The 18,868-nt window shown below is 73.4% G+C and carries 16 protein-coding genes; 7 read left to right on the top strand and 9 right to left on the bottom strand.

The genetic code is table 11. The features are described from left to right. The first annotated feature begins 137 nt into the window (after positions 1 to 137). Complete coding sequence (locus tag OG861_RS06735; RefSeq protein ID WP_329199523.1) at positions 138 to 1,529, top strand: nucleobase:cation symporter-2 family protein; 1,392 nt, start codon at positions 138 to 140, stop codon at positions 1,527 to 1,529. Positions 1,530 to 1,648: 119 nt separating this feature from the next. Here OG861_RS06735 and OG861_RS06730 read toward each other — a convergent pair whose 3' ends face one another. Next, a complete protein-coding gene (locus tag OG861_RS06730) occupies positions 1,649 to 2,710 on the bottom strand; it encodes an Lrp/AsnC family transcriptional regulator (RefSeq protein WP_329199525.1) in 1,062 nt (353 codons plus the stop codon). A gap of 126 nt (positions 2,711 to 2,836) precedes the next feature. Here OG861_RS06730 and OG861_RS06725 point away from each other — a divergent pair, with 126 nt between their 5' ends. Further along, positions 2,837 to 4,822, top strand: coding sequence for an ATP-binding protein (locus tag OG861_RS06725; protein WP_330261450.1), 1,986 nt, complete (start codon positions 2,837 to 2,839; stop codon positions 4,820 to 4,822). A 121-nt stretch (positions 4,823 to 4,943) separates the two neighbouring features. Beyond that, positions 4,944 to 6,056, top strand: a complete 1,113-nt coding sequence (locus OG861_RS06720; protein ID WP_330261449.1) for a saccharopine dehydrogenase — start codon at positions 4,944 to 4,946, stop codon at positions 6,054 to 6,056. Here the strand turns inward: OG861_RS06720 and OG861_RS06715 are convergent. The 5 genes from OG861_RS06715 to OG861_RS06695 all read right to left on the bottom strand — a co-directional run bounded on the left by OG861_RS06715 (position 6,004) and on the right by OG861_RS06695 (position 10,986). Then, positions 6,004 to 6,636 (bottom strand): ATP-binding protein, encoded by a 633-nt coding sequence (locus tag OG861_RS06715; protein ID WP_330261448.1) that lies wholly within the window; start codon positions 6,634 to 6,636, stop codon positions 6,004 to 6,006. The genes OG861_RS06720 and OG861_RS06715 overlap by 53 nt on opposite strands. Positions 6,637 to 6,750: 114 nt before the next feature. After that, positions 6,751 to 7,941: a GDSL-type esterase/lipase family protein gene (locus OG861_RS06710; protein ID WP_330261447.1), complete on the bottom strand. Its 1,191-nt coding sequence runs from the start codon at positions 7,939 to 7,941 to the stop codon at positions 6,751 to 6,753. A 295-nt stretch (positions 7,942 to 8,236) separates the two neighbouring features. After that, on the bottom strand, positions 8,237 to 9,865 hold the full coding sequence (gene aceB, locus OG861_RS06705) for a malate synthase A (RefSeq protein ID WP_329199535.1): 1,629 nt from the start codon (positions 9,863 to 9,865) through the stop codon (positions 8,237 to 8,239). Between the two features lie 258 nt (positions 9,866 to 10,123). Next, complete coding sequence (locus OG861_RS06700) at positions 10,124 to 10,753, bottom strand: nucleotidyltransferase family protein (RefSeq protein WP_329199536.1); 630 nt, start codon at positions 10,751 to 10,753, stop codon at positions 10,124 to 10,126. Continuing rightward, the gene (locus tag OG861_RS06695) at positions 10,702 to 10,986 is read right to left on the bottom strand and encodes a hypothetical protein (protein ID WP_329199538.1); all 285 of its coding nucleotides are present in this window, start codon (positions 10,984 to 10,986) and stop codon (positions 10,702 to 10,704) included. Before OG861_RS06695 ends, OG861_RS06700 begins: the two co-directional genes overlap by 52 nt. An 88-nt stretch (positions 10,987 to 11,074) precedes the next feature. Between OG861_RS06695 and yczR the strand changes: the two genes are divergently transcribed. Continuing rightward, on the top strand, positions 11,075 to 12,562 hold the full coding sequence (gene yczR / locus OG861_RS06690; RefSeq protein WP_329199540.1) for a MocR-like transcription factor YczR: 1,488 nt from the start codon (positions 11,075 to 11,077) through the stop codon (positions 12,560 to 12,562). A gap of 13 nt (positions 12,563 to 12,575) precedes the next feature. Here the strand turns inward: yczR and OG861_RS06685 are convergent, their stop codons facing one another. Both OG861_RS06685 and OG861_RS06680 read right to left on the bottom strand, forming a co-directional pair. After that, the gene (locus OG861_RS06685; RefSeq protein WP_329199541.1) at positions 12,576 to 13,205 is read right to left on the bottom strand and encodes a response regulator transcription factor; all 630 of its coding nucleotides are present in this window, start codon (positions 13,203 to 13,205) and stop codon (positions 12,576 to 12,578) included. Next, entirely contained in the window at positions 13,205 to 14,419 is a 1,215-nt protein-coding gene (locus tag OG861_RS06680; RefSeq protein WP_330261446.1) for a sensor histidine kinase, read from the bottom strand. The genes OG861_RS06685 and OG861_RS06680 overlap by 1 nt, the downstream gene beginning before the upstream one ends. Positions 14,420 to 14,553: 134 nt before the next feature. Here OG861_RS06680 and OG861_RS06675 point away from each other — a divergent pair, with 134 nt between their 5' ends. Further along, complete coding sequence (locus OG861_RS06675) at positions 14,554 to 15,639, top strand: ABC transporter permease (RefSeq protein WP_329199544.1); 1,086 nt, start codon at positions 14,554 to 14,556, stop codon at positions 15,637 to 15,639. After that, the gene (locus OG861_RS06670) at positions 15,636 to 16,319 is read left to right on the top strand and encodes an ABC transporter ATP-binding protein (RefSeq protein WP_329199546.1); all 684 of its coding nucleotides are present in this window, start codon (positions 15,636 to 15,638) and stop codon (positions 16,317 to 16,319) included. The genes OG861_RS06675 and OG861_RS06670 overlap by 4 nt, the downstream gene beginning before the upstream one ends. Before the next feature lie 75 nt (positions 16,320 to 16,394). Here OG861_RS06670 and OG861_RS06665 read toward each other — a convergent pair whose 3' ends face one another. Further along, the gene (locus tag OG861_RS06665; protein WP_190186535.1) at positions 16,395 to 17,198 is read right to left on the bottom strand and encodes an IclR family transcriptional regulator; all 804 of its coding nucleotides are present in this window, start codon (positions 17,196 to 17,198) and stop codon (positions 16,395 to 16,397) included. Positions 17,199 to 17,526: 328 nt separating this feature from the next. Here OG861_RS06665 and allB point away from each other — a divergent pair, with 328 nt between their 5' ends. Beyond that, entirely contained in the window at positions 17,527 to 18,867 is a 1,341-nt protein-coding gene (gene allB, locus OG861_RS06660) for an allantoinase AllB (RefSeq protein ID WP_329199549.1), read from the top strand. The last annotated feature ends 1 nt before the right edge of the window (position 18,868 follow it).

The raw sequence follows: 18,868 nt of genomic DNA, 5'->3' as shown, positions 1-18,868 counted from the left end.
CGCACCGCCCCGACTCCTGGCACCGCCACAACTCCCGGCACCGCCACAACTGAACACAGGCTCGACTCGCACAGCTTTCGCACCACCTCCCTGACACCCATGTCCCTGGCGACGTGTTCAACCGACCGGAGGAAGCCGTGGCAGCTACGCCCAGGTTTCGCAAAGATGCAGTCGTAGTACCGGAGGAGAAGCACCCGGTCGACGAGACCCTGCCCCCGCTGAAAATGTTCACGAGCGGTCTGCAGCACGTGGCCGCCATGTACGCGGGTGTCGTCGCGCCGCCGATGATCGTCGGCCCCGCCGTCGGTCTCTCCGCCACCGAGACCGCCTTCCTGATGGGCGCCTCGCTCTTCACCGCAGGACTCGCCACCCTCCTCCAGACCCTCGGCTTCTGGAAGATCGGCGCCAAACTCCCCTTCGTCAACGGGGTCTCCTTCGCCGGAGTCACCCCGATGATCGCCATCGGCAAGGGCGAAGGCGCGAACGCCATCCCCGTCATCTTCGGCGCGATCATCGTCGCCGGACTCGTCGGCTTCCTCGCCGCGCCCTACTTCGGCAAGCTCGTCCGCTTCTTCCCACCCGTCGTCACCGGTACGGTCATCACCCTGATCGGTGTCTCGCTGCTCCCCGTGGCCTTCAACTGGTCGCAGGGCGGCAACCGCACCGCCACCGACTACGGCTCGATGAAGAACATCGGCATGGCCGCCCTCACCCTGGTGATCGTGCTGTTGATGCGCAAGTTCCTGCGCGGGTTCCTCCAGCAGATATCCATCCTGCTCGGCCTCGTCGCCGGCACGCTGATCGCGATCCCGCTGCACATGACCAGCTTCGACGCCGTCCGCAACGCCGACATCGTCGGCTTCCCCACGCCGTTCCACTTCGGCGCCCCGCAGTTCCAGGTCGCCGCCATCATCTCGATGTGCATCGTGATGCTCGTCTGCATGACGGAGTCCACCGCCGACATCCTGGCCCTCGGCAGGATCGTGGGCCGGCCCGCGGACGCCAGGACCATCGAGGGCGGGCTGCGCGCCGACACCCTCGGCAGCGCGCTCAGCCCGCTGTTCAACGGCTTCATGTGCAGCGCCTTCGCGCAGAACATCGGCCTCGTCGCGATGACCAAGGTACGCAGCCGGTTCGTGGTCGCGGCCGGCGGCGGGATCCTGATCCTCCTGGGCCTGTGCCCGATGGCGGCCTCCGTCATCGGTGTGGTCCCGCTGCCGGTGCTGGGCGGTGCGGGCATCGTCCTGTTCGGCTCCGTCGCCGCCAGCGGCATCCAGACCCTCGCCGGCGCGGCCATGGAGAAGGGCGAGAACGCCCTGATCGTCGCGGCCTCGGTGGGCATCGGCCTGATCCCCATCGCGGCGCCCGGTTTCTACCACGCCTTCCCCAAGGACATGCTGGTCGTCCTCGACTCCGGCATCAGCACGGGGTGTGTGGTGGCGATCGTGCTGAACCTGGCCTTCAACCACCTCGGTGCCAAGAAGGAACCGGCCGCGGAAGCGGCAGCGGAACCGGCGTTCGTGCACTGACGGCAGGGCCGGCACGGCCGGGGCCGCGGGCCGGGGTACCGCGTGCGGCGGTGCGGACGTCACCCACTGCGGGTGTGGCGTCCGTACCGCCGCACGGCCGGTACCCCGGCCCGTGCGGTTCAAGCCGGCCCCTCCGGCGGTGGGAGCAGGTCCGCCCAGATGTCGGGCGTGACCGTCCGGATGCGCCGGCCGCGCTCGTCCAGTACCTGAGCCTCCGACTTGCGTACGTGCAGCGCCACCGCCGAGTCCGTGATCCGCATCCCCGGCAGCCGCCGGGACAGCTCCGAGGTGTAGCGGGACAGCCCTTCGACGGTGCGCAGCCGCGCGGTGATCATGAAGTTCCAGCGTCCGCTGACGGACATGCACGTCCGCGTCTCGCGCAGCCCCATGGCGGCCGCGGCACACTCGGCCACCTCGTACTCCGGTACCTCCGCCCACAGCGTCGCCGCCACCGGCCACCCCGACGACCCCGACGCCATCGCGCAGCTGTAGCGCAGGCCCTGTCCCGTCTCCAGCCGGCCCAGCCGCCGCCGTACGGTCGACTCGCTCATCCCGCACTCCCGGGCCAGCGAGGCCACGCTGCGCCGGGCGTCCGCGGCCAGCGCCAGGGCCAGCGGCCGGTCCTCCTCCGTCATGGCGGTGACGGCCGGCGCCACTGCCGGCGGCGAGGAGCGCCGGCTCCCTCCGGTCAGCGAACCGATCTGCGCCGGCGTCAGCTGGTCCAGGCGCCACCGGTCGGGGGCGTGGTGCACCGCCGTCACCATCGACGAGCGGGTGCCGGTCACGCCCGGGATCCGCTGCACCCGGAAGGACAGGTACCGGTACAGCGCGTGGAGGTCGGGCACGGCCACGAAGGCCAGCAGGTCCCGGCCGCCGGTGGTGTGCTCCAGCCCCAGGGAGTACGGATCGGACACCAAGGTCGCGCCGACGGCCGGCGAGTGCCCCGCCTCGCACATCACCTCCACCCACGCCATGCAGGGCGCCTTGGTGCCCGTACGCAGTCCGAGCCCCGATATCCAGGCCTCACCGGCGCCGGTGAGCCGCTCCCAGCGGCGCGCGAGGGTATCGGGGCGGGTGCCGAGCACCGGCGCCAGTCGCTCCCAGCTCGCACGGGGCGCGAGCTGGAGTGCGTGGACGAGCGCCCGGTCGGTGTCGTCCACGGCGGAAACGGCCGAATCCATGTCCTCCCCTTGGTGGATCTCCCGGTCAGCGGCCTGTCAACCGGGCTTTCGGCCGATCATCTCTCTTTGTGTTCCCAATCGGTGAACCAGCCGGTCGTGCGCAGCGCGGGCATCGCGGGAGGGCGTGTGGGGGATCCCGTTGCGGACGTGGGTCAGGCGGTGCCGGTCGAGCTGTCGAGCTTCGTCGGCCGCCGTCGGGAGCTGGCCCGCGCCGCCTCGCTGCTCGCCACCGAACGCCTGGTCACCCTCACCGGCCCCGCGGGCGTCGGCAAGACCCGGCTCGCCGTGCGCGCGGTCCGCACCGTCACGGGCGCAGACGGCCTCGACACCGTCTGGGTAGACGTCTCCACCCTGCCCGGCTTCCGCCGGGTGGTGCTGGAGCACCGGCTGATCCACGGGCTCGCGGGGCGCGAGGCACTGCTGGTGCTCGACGGGTGCGAACAGCTCGGCGAGGCCGCCGCCCCCCTGGTGGAGAACCTGCTGCGGTGGCTGCCCCGGGTGCGCGTGCTGGTCACCTCGCAGCGCCGGCTCGCGCTGCCCGCGGAGGCGGAACTCGCCGTGCGGCCGCTGCCGCTGCCGCCCGCCCCGCCCGATCCCGCCGCACCCCTGCCGGTCGACCGGATCACCGGGTTCGATGCCGTGCGGCTGTACGAGGAGCGGGCGCGCGGCGCCGACCCCTTCTTCGAGCTGACCGAGGGCAACGCCGCCGCCGTGGCCGCCCTTTGCCGGGTGCTGGACGGGATTCCCGGCGCGCTGGAGCTCGCGGCGGGCCGCGCGCACCAGTACGCGCCCCTCCAGGCGTTGCAACGGCTGACCGGCGAACCCCTGGCCTTCCTCGCGGGCGGCGCCGGCCGGGCCACCCTGGTCGACGCCGAGCGCTCCCTGCGGCTCTCCTCGTCCGCCGAGCGGCTGCTGTGGGAGCGGCTCTCCGTCTTCGCCGGCCCCTTCGACGCGGCCGCCGTCGCCGAGGTCTGCGGCTTCGGGGAGCTCACCGCGGACACCGCCGCCGGGGCGCTCGCCCGGCTGGCCCCCGCCCTGCTGGCCGACGGTGAGCACCCGGGCCGGTACCGGCTGCCGCTCTCGGTGCGCGTGTACGCCGCCCGGCGCCTCGCGCACAGCCCGGACGGCGACGGGCACACCGCCGCCCTGCGCCACCACGAGCGCTGGCGCGGGCTCGCCCGGCGGGCCGCCGGGCTGTGGCGCGAGGGGGCGCAGATACAGGCGCGCGAGCTGGCCGTGCGGGAACTCGCGGAGCTGCGGGCCGCGATGAACCCGCTGTCCGCCGCGGGTCCGGGGGCCGCGCTGGAGGTCGCCGTCGACCTGTGGTTCCTGTGGGCGGCCTGCGGGCTGGTGGCCGAGGGCCGACGCCATCTGGAACGGGCCCTGGCCCTGCACCCCGCGCCCCGGCCGGCCCGGGCGCTGTGGCTGGCGGCCTGGCTGGTGGCGGGGTTCGGGGAGGCGGACACCTGCGACCCGCTGCTGGTGGAGGCCTGGAGCACCGCCGTACAGGAGGGCGAGGACGCCTGCCTGGCCTACCTCGCCCACGTGCGCGGCACGGTGGCGCTGTGGGAGGAACGGTACGAGGACGCTGCCGCCGAGTACGCCGAGGCACTGGAACTGCTGCCCGCCGAGCCCGGTTTCGGGCCCGGCCGGGAGGCGCTGCGGGCCGCCCGGACGCTGGCCCTCGCCCGTACCGGTCCCGCGGGCACACCGCCCGAGGAAGAGGAGGCGGCGGGCACGCCGCCCGCCCCGGCCGCCGACGCGTGGGCCCGCTCCTGGGAGCGGTACGCCCGGGCCGTCGCCGCGTCCCGCGCGGGCCGGCCGGTGCGGGCCCGTACCGAACTGCTGCGCGCCCTGGAGACCCAGCTCGCCCTGGACGACCGGCTGGGACAGTCCTTCTCGGCCGAGCTGCTGGCCGAACTGGAGGCCGCCGGGGGCCGCTACGAGCGCTCCGCGCTCCTGCTGGGCGCGGTGCGCCGCGCCCGCCCGGCAGTCGCACGTGCGCCGCGCGCCCTCGGGATCCTGCGCGACCGCATGCCCCCGGGGGCCCTCCGGGCCGCCTACGCCCAGGGCGCGCGGACCGCTCTGCGCGCCCTGCTGCCCGAATCGTGAGCCCCCGTTCGCACTGTCGTACTCCTTGCCGAACCCCGTCGGTGAACTGATCCTGAGGCCCGGTCACATGGTGCACGCGGACGCCCCCGGGGCGTCCTTGAGCAGACAGGTGGTACCGCCGATGGCACAGTCACCGCAGTTGTGGATGCGCACCGAGACACGGCCCACCGAACGTCGCGCCCCCCTCACCCCGCAGGACGCCGGACAGCTCGTGCGGCAGGGTGTACGGATCACCGTGGAGGAGTCCCCACACCGGGTCTTCCCGCTCGCCGACTACGAGGAGGCGGGCTGCCGGACCGCGCCCGCCGGAGCCTGGGCCGTCTCCGCGCCCGGATCCGCCTTCGTCCTCGGCTTGAAGGAACTGCCGCCCGTCCCGGAGCGTTTACGGCACAGGCACGTCTACTTCGGGCACGCCTACAAGGGCCAGGAGGACGCCCCGGCGCTGCTGGCGCGGTTCGCCGCGGGCGGCGGCACCCTGCTCGACCTGGAATACCTGGCCGATGCGCAGGGCCGCAGGCTCGCGGCCTTCGGCTACTGGGCGGGGTACGCGGGCGCGGCCCTGGCCGTCCTGCACGCCCGCGGCCGGCTCGTCGCCCCGCTGGTCCCGCTCCCGCGCGAGGAACTCGACGCGCGATTACGGACCTCGCGGGACGCCCCCACCGCGGCAGGGGAGTTACGGGCCCTCGTCATCGGGGGGTACGGCCGCAGCGCCCGCGGCGCCTGTGACGCCCTGACGACCGCCGGGGTACGAGTGACCCGGTGGGACCGGAACGACACCGCACGGCTGGACCGGGCCGCCCTGCTCGGACACGACATCCTGGTCAACGCGGTGCTCACCACCCGCCCGGTACCGCCCTTCCTCACCCCGGCCGACCTGGACCCGGACCGGGAACGGCGGCTCACGGTCATCGCCGACATCACCTGTGACACCGGCTCCCCGCTGCACCTGCTGCCCGTCTACGACCGGCTCACCGACTGGGCGGTCCCGGTGCGCAGGCTGGGCGCCGGACCCCGCCCGCTGGACGTGATCGCCATCGACAACCTGCCGTCCCTGGTCCCCGCGGAGGCGGCCCGGTCCTTCTCGGCGGACCTGCTGCCCAAGCTGCTGGCGCTGGGTACGGGCACGCCCGACCCGGACTGGCTCCGCTGCCGGGCGGCCTTCGCCCGGGCGCTGGCGGGAGTCAGCCGCTCCGCCGATCGGCGAAGTCGACGGTCAGGTACGGCCATGCCGTGACGAGCCCGGCCAGCTCGGTGGGCGTCCCCTCGTGCGACACCCGCAGGTCCTGCTCGCCGGGGCGGAAGTGGACGGCCGTCCCGGTCGTCCCGTCGCCGGCGATCGGGTTCAGGCCGGTGGCGGGAACGCCGTGCTCGTACCGCTGCGTCCAGGCCCCGCCCGCCCGGCGATTGGTGTGCACGAGCCACTCGCTGAGGGCCGCGACGACCGACATGCCCCGGCGCGGCTGACCGTCGGGCAGCAGCTGCGCCCCGGGGTGGTCGAAGAACCGCAGGTCCTTCGTCGCCATGACCGGCTTCTTCACGGGCCGGCCGTCGGCGTCGAGCCGGGTGTCGGTGCCCCGCCCGTCATCGGCGACGGACACCGAGCCGTCCTCGTGGAAGGTGACCGCGCAACGCCCGCCGCCGCCACCGGACTCGGCTTCGTCGGCCGCGTACGCGATGACCTCGAGGACCAGGTGCCGCAGGCCGCCGGGCGCGAAACCGGCCGGGTCGCTGCGGATGAGGGCGAGGTGACCGGTGTCCACGGTGCTCGCCCAGTCGTGCGTCGTGTTGCGCCAAGAAGCCGTTGTCCTGTCCATGGAACCAGTATCCGATCACCGACGCAGCGGTCCGCCGCGCCCGGGGCGGGCGCGGCGGACCGCTGCGTGCCGGCCGGGGACACGGGGCCGGAGACGGCGGTCAGGAGGCGGGGGTCAGGAGGCGGCGGTCAGGTACATGCCGCTCTGGTCGCCGCCCGGGGTGTTCTTGCAGCCCGACGCGGAGTTCGCGGGCCGGGCCACGGCCAGGGCGAGGCAGCGCCCGACGGCCAGCTGGCCGAAGTAGTTCGGGTGCATGGACTCCTGGACCAGGCCCTGCGTCTCGTTGTTGTCGATCCAGCGCGCCCACTCGCTCGTCTTCGCCGACGCCGGCGTCGTCGACGTCACCTGCTTGCTGGCCCCGGCGCACACCTCGCGCCCCTGGAGCATGTCCCGCAGGTCCAGGAACTGGACGCCCTTGGCCGCCGCGACGGCCTTGATGCCGTTCGCTATCTGGGGCACGAGCGAGTCCCGGGCCCAGTCGGAGTCCCGGTTCCAGAACGGGCAGCCGCCGGTGTTGAGCCGGCTCCAGTCGCTCTGGGTGTACCGGTTCTCCGCGCCCCGGGGGATCGGGGAGGGGTAGGACTGGAGCACGATCCGGTAGGAGGAGTCCGAGTAGCCGGCGCCGCGCATCACGGCCCGGATCTCGTCGACCGACTTGCCGACCTTGGCCATGACCCCGTTGATCTTCTGGTCGACGCCCGCCTGCTGGTCGTCGTAGCAGTAGGAGTTCCAGAGCACGAAGTCGTACGCGCACTCCTTGATGATGTCGGCGAAGCCGAGGTCGTTCCCGCCGATGGACAGCGCGATCACCTTGACGTCGTCGGCCGCGGCCACCGCCGCGAGCTGGTCCGCCTGTGGCGCCTCGCCCTTGAAGGACACGCCGCCGTTGGACGCCCGGAACACGTTGTCCGAAACGGCCCCCGAGCAGGCGAGGTTCACGGCGACGTCGGCCACCGCGCCCGCACTCAGCACCTCGGCCGTATCCGATCGGTCGCAACCGCCGGCCGTGCTTCCGTACACCTTCGCGGGGTCGTACGTACTGCCGCTGGTCCAGGCCCGGTCCGTGCCGGTACGACTGCCGCTGTTGGTCAGGCTGTTGCCCTTCCAGCGGCCGGCCTCTCCGGAGATGTAGCTGTCGCCCATGGAAACCACGGCGGTGGGCCCGTTCCCGGGGCTGGCCGCGGCCGGGCCGGCGCCGGCGCCCAGCAGTGCCGTGACGGCGAGCGGCAGGGCCATCCCTGCACCGGCCAGTCGTCGCACGCGACTGCGGGCCCGGTCCTTGCTGACGTTGCGGAATCCGATCACTGCGGAACTCCTGCGGTCGGCCACGCGGACGCCAGGGGCAACTGGCGTGACGTGGCTTGGAAGTGGGGGTTACCGCCGGCGCCGGTGGCATCGGAAAGGTGACACGCGGCCGGATGTTACCGCTAGGTACACGCAGATTACGATGACGTAACGACCGACCAGTCGGTCGGGAGTCGAGTCCGCCACGAGCCGGACACGGCTCCGCCCCCGGCGCTTCGGGGCGACGGGGGCGGAGTCGGTACGATCGAATGCGCGCCTTTCGACTGCTGTGCGTTTCAGTCGAAGTGCGGGGACGTCAGCCGATCAGCTGGTCGTACGCGGGCAGGGTGAGGAAGTCCGCGTAGTCGGCGTCGAGGGCGACCTGGAGCAGGAGGTCGTGGGCCTGCTGCCACTTGCCGGCCGCGAAGGCCTCGTCGCCGATCTCGGCGCGGATGGCTGTCAGTTCCTGGGCGGCGAGTTCACGGGTCAGCTCGGCGGTGGCCGGCACCAGGGCGCCCTCGTGCTCGAACACCACGCCCGCGTTGATCCACTGCCAGATCTGCGAGCGCGAGATCTCGGCGGTGGCCGCGTCCTCCATGAGGCCGAAGATACCGACGGCGCCCAGACCCCGCAGCCACGCCTCGATGTAGCGGATGCCCACCTGAACCGCGTTGCGCAGGCCCTCGTACGTCGGCTTCGCGTCCAGGGAATCGATCGCGATCAGGTCGCCCGGGGCCACCGAGACGTCCTCGCGCAACCGGTCCTTCTGGTTCGGCTTCTCGCCGAGCACCGCGTCGAAGGAGGCCATCGCGATCGGCACGAGGTCGGGGTGGGCGACCCAGGAGCCGTCGAAGCCGTCGGCCGCCTCGCGGTCCTTGTCGGCCCGCACCTTCTCGAACGCGATCCGGTTGGCCTCGGCGTCCTTGCGGGACGGGATGAAGGCCGCCATGCCGCCGATGGCGTGCGCGCCGCGCTTGTGGCAGGTGCGGACGAGGAGTTCGGTGTACGCACGCATGAACGGGGCCGTCATCGTCACCGCGTTGCGGTCCGGCAGGACGAACTTGCCGCCGCCGTCACGGAAGTTCTTCACGATCGAGAAGAGGTAGTCCCAGCGTCCCGCGTTCAGGCCGGCGGCGTGGTCGCGCAGCTCGTAGAGGATCTCTTCCATCTCGTACGCGGCCGTGATCGTCTCGATCAGGACGGTGGCGCGGACGGTGCCCTGCGGGATGCCGACGTAGTCCTGGGCGAAGACGAAGATGTCGTTCCAAAGACGCGCCTCCAGGTGCGACTCCGTCTTCGGCAGGTAGAAGTAGGGGCCCTTGCCGAGGTCGATCAGACGCTGCGCGTTGTGGAAGAAGTACAGGCCGAAGTCCACGAGCGAGCCGGAGGCCGGGCGGCCGTCGATCGTGAGGTGGCGCTCCTCCAGGTGCCAGCCGCGCGGTCGCATCACGACGGTCGCGAGCTGGTCGGCGGCCTTGAGGGCGTACGACTTGCCCGTCCGCGGGTCGGTGAAGTCGATGCGCCGTTCGTAGGCGTCGATGAGGTTGAGCTGGCCGAGGACGACGTTCTCCCACGTGGGAGCCGAGGCGTCCTCGAAGTCGGCGAGCCAGACCTTGGCACCCGAGTTGAGGGCGTTGATGGTCATCTTGCGGTCCGTCGGACCGGTGATCTCCACGCGGCGGTCGTTCAGCGCGGCCGGGGCGGGCGCCACCTTCCAGTCGCCCTCGCGGACCTGTGCGGTGTCCGGGAGGAAGTCGAGGCTGGAGGTGCGGGCGATCTCGGAGCGCCGTTCGCCGCGCCGGGCTAGGAGCTCGGCGCGGCGGGGGGCGAACCGCCGGTGCAGCTCGGCCACGAAGGCCAGGGCCGCTTCGGTGAGGACTTCGTCCTGCCGGGGCAGGGGCTCGGCGGCGACGATGGCCAGCGGGGACGGCGCTGGTGCGGACATATCTGTCACTCCTTCAGCGGCGGTGCCTGGCGGCCGCGGGGGAATGCTCGCGCGAGACGGCACGCAGTGCCGTCGGGTGTGGAGAGTTCCGTTGTACGGTCGCGGGCGCCGTCTGTGGTTCAGGGCGCTTCTGACCAGTGGATAGTAATTTCCTCATGGTGGAAGTTCAATGGTTTGTTGATGTCGAGATTCTCCGGGTCGACATATTCCGCAGACCGGTGGCCCTGGGTGCCACGGCGACTACCGCCCGCACAAGCGTCACGCGAGGCGCGCCAGATCGGGCGGGGTGTCGATGTCGAACGCCTCCGCGACGTCCGCGCACTCCACCAGCGTGAGTTCCTCCGCGTGTTCCCGCAGGTACACCCGTGCGCCCTGGTCGCCGGTCGCGCTCTTCGCGATGTCGCTCCAGCGGGCGGCCCCGAACAGCACCGGATGGCCGCGCTTCCCGTCGTAGGCCGCCGCCACGAGGCTGGTGGGGGAGCGGTACGCCGCCAGCACCCGGGTCACCGCCGCCGGCCCGATCCCCGGCTGGTCCACGAGCGACACCAGCGCGGCGGCCGCGTCCGTACCGGCCAGCGAGTGCAGCCCGAGCCGCAGGGAGGAGCCCATGCCCTCGGTCCAGTCCGGGTTGTCCACGACCACACAGCCCGTCAGGCCGGCGCGCTCCCGCACCTCCGCCGCCGACGCGCCGAGCACCACGTGCACCGGGCCGCAGCCCGCCTCGCGCAGTACCCGCACCGCGTTCTCGACGAGCGGGCGGCCGCGGTAGGGCAGCAGCGCCTTGGGGCGCCCGCCCAGGCGGCGGCCGCCGCCCGCCGCGAGGAGCAGGCCGGCGATCACCGGGCGGTCGGCGCCGGTTCGGGTGGCGTGCGGGGTGTAGGCCGGCATGACAGCGATTGTCGCCCCTCGGCGGAGCCGCGCGGGCGGCCCGGCGCGAACCGGCGTGGCTCCTTCGTGCCCTGCGCGATCCGGCGCGGCCCCTTCCCGCCCCGCGCGAACCGGCGCAGCGCCCGCACGGCGGCCGCGAACCGCAGGGGCTCGGAGATCCGCTGCTCGGCGGCGGCCAGCAGGGCGCGCTCGTCACGGTCGGTCAACAGCCCGGCGTCACGGTGGATCGACATAGCGGCATCTCCTTGCCAATCGGTGGCCAATACGGCGAGTGTGGTCCTCGATTGGCCTGGCAGGCAGAGCCAATCAGGGGAGGTTGGCATGGCGAACGGGCGAATCGTCCAGACCGCGGACAGGACCATCGGCAGCCGCCAGCTCGCGGCGCTCCTGCCCCCACGGCTGCTGGCCCGACCCGGCTACCGGGCGCTCGCCGACGCGTTGCGCACCCTGATCCTCGACGGCCGGATCGCCCTGCACGTGCGGCTGCCCGCCGAGCGCGAACTGGCCGAGGCGGTCGGTGCCAGCCGGGCCACCGTCACCGGCGCCTACGACCTGCTGCGCGAGAGCGGCTACGCCCACAGCCGCCGCGGCTCCGGCACCTGGACCGACCTCCCCGAGGGGCACCACCCCGTCGGCGCCCACGCCCTCCTCGGCGCCGGGGGCTACAGCGCCGACGCGGACCCCGGCACGGACCTCGCCATCGCCGCGATGGGCGCTCCGGAAGGGGCCCTGACCGAGGCGCTGGCGTGGGCCGCGACCAAGCTGCCCGAGGCGGCCCGCACCCCGGGCTACCACCCGTTCGGGCTGCACGCCCTGCGGACGGCCGTCGCGGAGCGGTTCACCCGGCGCGGCCTGCCGACCCGCCCCGAGCAGATCCTGGTGACGGCCGGCGCCCAGCAGGCCTTCGCGCTGGTGGTGAGCCTGCTGTGCCGGGCCGGGGACCGGGTCGTCACCGAGAGCCCGACCTACGCCAACGCGCTCGACGCGCTGCGGCACGCCCGGGTGCGCACCGGGTCGATCGCCGTCTCCGACGCGGGCTGGGACATGGAGATAGCGGAGTCCACCCTGCGCCAGACCGTCCCGAGACTGGCCTACGTCATCCCGGACTTCCACAACCCCACCGGCGCGCTGATGCCGCCGGAGCAGCGGCTGCGCCTGCTGTCGGCCGCCCGGCGGACCGGCACGTGGCTGGTGGTCGACGAGACCATCGCCGACATCGCCCTGGACGTACCGGCCCCCGCGCCACTGGCCTCGCTGGCGCCGGCCGGGGGAGACGGCCACGTGGTGACCATCGGCTCCCTGAGCAAGACCCACTGGGGCGGCCTGCGGGTCGGCTGGATCCGCGCCACCGCCAAGATGATCACCGAGCTGACCACCGTCCGGGTCGCCGCCGACATGACCGGTTCCGTACTGGACCAGCTGGTCGCGCTCCCCCTGCTGGAGGGGCTGGACAGGTCCCTGCCGGAGCGGCTCGCCGAGCTGCGCGTACGGCGCGGGGCCCTGGTGCGCGCGCTCCAGCGGCACACCCCCGAATGGTCGTGGCAGCTGCCGCCGGGCGGGCTCTCCCTGTGGGTGGACCTGGGGGAGCCGGTCAGCTCCGCGCTGTCGGAGCGGGCCGCGGCCGCCGGCGTGCACATCGGGCGTGGTGCCCGCTTCGGGGTCGACCCGGGCACCTTCGAGCACCGGCTGCGGATCCCGTACACGCTGCCCGCGGACCGCCTGGACGAGGCCGTCCGGCGTCTCGCGACCGCCTTCCACGAGGGCGTCCCGCTGACCCCGGCGGTGCAGCGGCCGCACTGGGTGGCGTAGGCGCCGCCGGGGCCTACCGGCTGCGGATCAGGCGGCGCCCGGCGGCCGCGGCCACCGCCGCCGTACGGGAGTCGACGCCGAGCTTCGCGTAGACGTGGACGAGGTGGGACTTGACCGTGGCCTGGCTGAGGAAGAGCCTCTTGGAGATCTGCTGGTTCGACAGCCCGTCCGCGACCAGCTGGAGCACCTCCAGCTCCCGCTTCGTGAGGGCCTGCGCGGGCGTGCGCATCCGGTCCATCAGCCGCAGTGCCACCGCCGGCGCCAGCGCCGACTGGCCGGCCGCCGCCGTGCGGACCGCCGCCGCCAGCTCCTCCGGCGGGGCGTCTTTGAGGAGGTAGCCCGAGGCGCCCGCCTCCACCGCCGCCAGGATGTCCGCGTCCGTGTCGTACGTGGTCAGTACCAGGACCCGCGGCGCCGTCGGGCGGGCCGTGATCAGGGCCGTCGCCGCCGAGCCGTGCATGCCGGACCCGAACTGGAGGTCCATCAGCACCACGTCCACCCCCGCCGAGGCGGCCAGCTCCACCGCCCGCTCCGCGGTGGCCGCCTCCGCGGCCACCGCGAAGTCCGGCTCGGCCTCCAGCACGGCCCGCAGCCCGGCCCGCACCACCGGGTGGTCATCGGCCAGCAGCAGCCGGATCGTCATCAGGGCACCTCCAGGGGCAGCGGCAGGGTGACGGCCACGGCGGTGCCCTGGCCGGGGGCGGACTCCACGGTGAACAGCCCGCCCAGCGTCTCGGCGCGCGAGCGCATCGCGGGAAGGCCGAAGCCGCCCTCGCCCGAAGCGGCAGAGCAGACGTCGAAGCCGTGGCCGTCGTCGACGACGTCCAGCGTGACCGAGGCGTCCATGAAGGTGAGGGTGATCTCGGCGCGCCCGGCCCGGGCGTGCCGCACCACATTGGCCAGCGCCGACTGGGCGATCCGCAGCAGCGCCACCTCGTACGGGGTGGGCAGCGCCCGGGGCGCGCCGCTCAGCGAGAACCGCACCCGCGGTCCGGGAGCGGCCGAGCACAGCCGCTCCAGCGCGGCGGCGAGTGACCCGTGCTCCAGGTCGGGCGGTGTCAGGGCCCGTACGAACCGGCGCGCCTCGGCGAGGTTCTCCTGGGCGGCCTCGCGGGCCCGGCCGATGTGCTCCAGCGCCACCGCGTGCCCCGCCCCGTCCTGCGGAAGGGAGCGCTCCGCCGCCCGCAGCAGCAGCTGGATGGACGACAGCCCCTGGGCCAGGGTGTCGTGGATCTCCCGGGCGAGCCGCTCCCGCTCGGCGAGGGTCCCCGCACTCCGCTCGGCGGCGGCCAGCTCGGCCCGCGTCGCGATGAGCTCCTCGATCAGCTGCCGCCGTCGCTCGCTCTCGCGGTACAGCGCCTGGTAGCCCAGTACGGTCGCCACCGCCACGGCGCCGCCCAGCAAAGGACCCAGGAACGCCCCCGGAGTCACCGTGCCGTGGGTCAGGCCGCTCTGCCCGAGGTAACCGCCGATCGCCGCGCAGGCCGTCACCGCGACGGCCGCGACGCCCCAGCGCAGCCGCAGCAGGTGCAGTTCGAGGAAGTACAGGGGGAAGGCGATCCACAGCCCGTCGGGGGAGACCACGAGCAGCGCAGCCCACGCGCAGCCCAGCGCCGCCAGCCACACCGCCCCGGCCCGCGGCGAGCGGTGCACCGCGGGGGTCAGCACCCCGCCCGCGTAGAGCGCGGCGAGCACCGCGCAGACGGCCACCACCCACCCGGCGCGGGGCGCGGCGTCCGTGACGGCCCGCCCGGCGGCCAGCGCGAGCAGCCCGGCGAACAGGGCGTGCAGGCACAGCCGCAGTACGCGGGAGACGGGAGTCAGCGGACGGGAGGCGGGGGAGGGGGGAGCAGACATCGCCTGACCAGCGTAAGCGCGGCCCGGCGCCCTCCGGTCAACCGAAAGTTCGATTCCGGGCTCCGTCCTTCGATACCGGGAACCGCACTCCGGCTCGATGCCCCGCACCCCCTGCCCGCACCAGGGTGGGGACCATGTTCGTCGCCTGGAGAGACCTACGGTTCGCCAAGGGCCGCTTCGCCCTGATGGGCGCGGTCGTCCTGCTGATCACGCTGCTCGTCGGCCTGTTGTCCGGACTCACGTCCGGACTGGCCCGGGAGAACGTCTCGGCCGTCACCGCCCTGCCCGCAACCCACCTGTCCTTCGCCGCCCCCGCCGGCGGCCAGAAGGCGTCCTTCACCCACTCGCAGCTGCCCGAGAGCGCCTGGCGGACCTGGCGGGCACGGCCGGGGGTCCGCTCGGCGGAGCCGCTCGCCGTCCGTACGGCCAACGCCGCCGCCGGTGAGCGCACCGCCGCCGTCTCGGTCTTCGGCGTCGACCCGGCCGGCCGGCTCGCGCCCCGCGGCGCCGGTCTGGGGCCGGGCCGGGTGGTCCTGACCGAGAAGGCCGCGCGGGAACTCGGCGGGCTGGGCGCGGGAGCGCGGCTGAGGGTCGGCCCGCTCGAACTGACCGTGGCCGCCGTGTCCGGCACCGCCGCGTTCAGCCACACCCCCGTGGTGTGGACGGACCTGGGCGACTGGCAACGCGTCGGGAACGCGGGCGGGGGCGCGGAGACCGTGGCCACCGTCGTCGCCCTGGACGCCCCCGGCGCCGACATCGCCGCCGGTGACCGGGCCGCCGGTACCAGGACCGAGACCCTCGACGGGGCACTGGGCGCCATCGGCTCCTACACCTCCGAGAACGGCTCGCTCCAGCTGATGCGCGGCTTCCTCTTCGCCATCTCCGCGCTCGTCATCGGGGCCTTCTTCACGGTGTGGACGATCCAGCGCAGCGGCGACATCGCGGTGCTGAAAGCGCTGGGGGCCTCCACCGGGTACCTGCTTCGGGACGCCCTCGGGCAGGCCGTCGTCATGCTGGCGGCCGGCACCGGGCTCGGCACGGCGCTCGCGGCCGGGCTCGGCCTGCTGATCAGCGGCGGCGAGGTGCCCTTCGTACTCGACGCGGCGACCGTCCTCGTCCCCGCCGCCGTGATGATCGCGCTCGGCGCCCTGGGCGCGGCCCTGTCCATCCGGCGGATCACCGCCGTCGACCCGCTGACCGCCCTCGGGAGCGCCCGATGACCCTGCTCGTCCACGACGTCACCCTCACCTACCCCGACGGCGACAGCCGGCTCACCGCGCTGGACGGCGTCTGCCTGGAGGTGCCCGGCGGCACCCTGACGGCCGTGATCGGGCCCTCCGGGTCCGGGAAGTCCAGCCTGCTCGCCGTGGCCGCGACCCTCGTCACCCCGGACTCGGGCCGGGTGGTCGTCGCGGGCCGGGACACCGCCGGTCTCAGCGCCGCCGAGAAGGCGGCGCTGCGCCGGGAGGAGATCGGGATCGTCTTCCAGCAGCCCAACCTGCCGGCGTCCTTGACCGCCGCCGAGCAGCTCCAGGTGATGGCCCACCTGTCGGGCCGCCCGGCCCGGCGGCTGCGCGGGCGCGCGCTGGAACTGCTGGACGCGGTGGGCCTGGCGGACAAGGCCGACAAGCGCCCGCACCAGCTGTCCGGGGGCCAGCGCCAGCGGGTCAACATCGCCCGCGCCCTGATGAACGAGCCCGCCGTGCTGCTGGTCGACGAGCCCACCAGCGCCCTGGACCACGAGCGCGGCGCGGCCGTGCTGGACCTCCTGATCGCCCTGACCCGCGAGCGCTCCACGGCCACGGTCCTGGTCACCCACGACCACGCCCACCTGGAGAGGATGGACCGCACGGCGCGGATGGCCGACGGCCGCCTCGCGCAGACGCTCCCGGCGCGCTGAGGCACGCGAGAGCCCCGGCGCCGTCCCTCGCGGGCGGCGCCGGGGCTCTCGTGCGTACGCGGGCGCGCGGGCCTCCTACGCGGGGCTCTGGCTCTGCAGGGCCACCGACAGCTCGGCCGCGACCCCCTGGAGGATCGGCACGATCGACTCGGTCAGCGCCTCCGTCACCCGGCCCGCCGGGCCGGAGATGGAGATCGCCGCGGCGGTCGGCGAATTCGGAACCGACACCGCCAGGCAGCGGACCCCTATCTCCTGCTCGTTGTCGTCGACGGCGTAGCCGACCTTGCGGACCTGCTCCAGGGCGTCCAGGAAGCCCTCGGGCGTGGTGATCGTCTTCTCGGTCGCGGCCGGCATCCCGGTGCGCGCCAGCAGGGCGCGCACCTCGTCGGCGGGGGTGTACGCGAGCAGCGCCTTGCCCACGCCGGTGGAGTGCGGCAGCACACGGCGGCCGACCTCCGTGAACATGCGCATGGAGTGTTTGGACGGTACCTGGGCGACGTAGACGATCTCGTCGCCGTCGAGCAGGGCCATGTTCGCCGTCTCCCCGGTCTCCTCCACCAGGCGGGCGAGGTAGGGGCGGGCCCAGGTGCCGAGCAGCCGGGCGGCCGACTCGCCGAGGCGGATCAGGCGGGGGCCGAGGGAGTAGCGGCGGTTGGGCTGCTGGCGGACGTACCCGCACGCCACGAGCGTGCGCATGAGACGGTGGATGGTCGGCAGCGGAAGACCACTGGCGGCGGAGAGCTCGCTGAGGCCGACCTCGCCCCCCGCATCGGCCATGCGTTCGAGCAGGTCGAAGGCGCGCTCCAGGGACTGGACGCCACCGCCGCCGGCGGTGGGCTTGGCGGAAGCGTCGGTGGTGCTGGCGCTGGACGTCGGCACGGGCGCGGTCCTTTCGGTGCTGGCAGGCAAGGAAGCAGCCTACCGGTCGGTCGGCGTCGGCCCTAGGGCCGGGCGACGCCTTCCCCGCCGGTCAGAGGCGGTTTGTCCGGGAGACGGACGTGATGGTGAAGGTACCGGGCGCCCCCCGATGGTGTTAGCTACATTCTGGATAGTGGAATCTTAATTCCATCTTGTGGAAACGTCCAAGTGGGACGCAAGGGTGTCAGTGGTCCGTCCGGAGGCTCTTGACTGGCTCTGGATCGCGGTGAAGACTCCGTCAACAGAACGTTGAATTTCGCTCTGTGGAAGTAGATGGGGAGGTTCCGGCGTGTCCGACGACGTGGAACTGGTACTGCGCTCGACCCGCGTGATCACCCCCGAGGGGACGCGCGCCGCCTCGGTGGCCGTCGCCGCCGGGAAGATCGTCGCCGTACTGCCGCACCAGGCCGAGGTACCGGCCGGAGCCCGGCTGGAGGACTTCGGCGACGACGTCCTGCTCCCCGGCCTGGTGGACACCCACGTCCACGTGAACGACCCGGGCCGCACCGAGTGGGAGGGCTTCTGGACGGCCACCCGCGCCGCCGCGGCCGGAGGCATCACCACGATCCTCGACATGCCGCTCAACTCCCTGCCGCCGACCACCACCGTCGAGAACCTGCGCGTCAAGCAGGACGTAGCCCGCAGCAAGGCACACGTCGACGTCGGCTTCTGGGGCGGCGCGCTGCCCGACAACGTCAAGGACCTGCGCCCCCTGCACGACGCCGGCGTCTACGGCTTCAAGTGCTTCCTGTCGCCCTCCGGCGTGGAGGAGTTCCCCCAGCTCGACCAGGAACAGCTGGCCACCTCCCTCGCCGAGATCACCGGCTTCGGCGGCCTGATGATCGTGCACGCCGAGGACCCGCACCACCTGGAATCCGCGCCCCAGACGCCCGGGCCCAAGTACGCGGACTTCCTCGCCTCCCGTCCGCGCGACGCCGAGAACACCGCGATCGAGAACCTCATCGCCCAGGCACGCCGGCTGAACGCGCGCGTCCACGTCCTGCACCTGTCCTCCTCCGACGCGCTGCCGCTGATCGCCGCCGCCAAGGCCGAGGGCGTACGGATCACCGTCGAGTCCTGCCCGCACTTCCTCACCCTGACCGCCGAGGAAGTCCCGGACGGCGCCACCGAGTTCAAGTGCTGTCCGCCCATCCGCGAGGCAGCCAACCAGGACCTCCTCTGGGACGCGCTCGCCGACGGCACCATCGACTGCATCGTCTCCGACCACTCCCCCTCCACCGCGGACCTCAAGACCGGCGACTTCGCCACCGCGTGGGGCGGCATCTCCTCCCTGCAGCTGGGCCTCCCGGCGATCTGGACCGAGGCGCGCAAGCGCGGCCGCACCCTGGAAGAGGTCGCGCGCTGGATGTCCACCGCACCGGCCGCCCTGGCCGGACTGGCCGCCAAGGGCGCCATCGAGGCCGGCCGCGACGCCGACTTCGCCGTCCTGGCCCCCGAAGAGACCTTCACCGTGGACCCCGCCCACCTGCACCACCGCAACCAGGTCACGGCGTACGCGGGCAAGACCCTGCACGGCGTCGTGAAGTCCACCTGGCTGCGCGGCACGCAGATCGCCGACCACGGCACCCCGACCGAGCCCACGGGCCGACTCCTCGAAAGGCAGAACTGAC

It is taken from the genome of Streptomyces sp. NBC_00539 (assembly GCF_036346105.1).
In the GTDB taxonomy this organism is placed as follows: Bacteria; Actinomycetota; Actinomycetes; order Streptomycetales; family Streptomycetaceae; genus Streptomyces.
The sequence above is the reverse complement of the archived record's forward strand: the minus strand, read 5'-3'. Positions and strand labels throughout refer to the sequence as shown.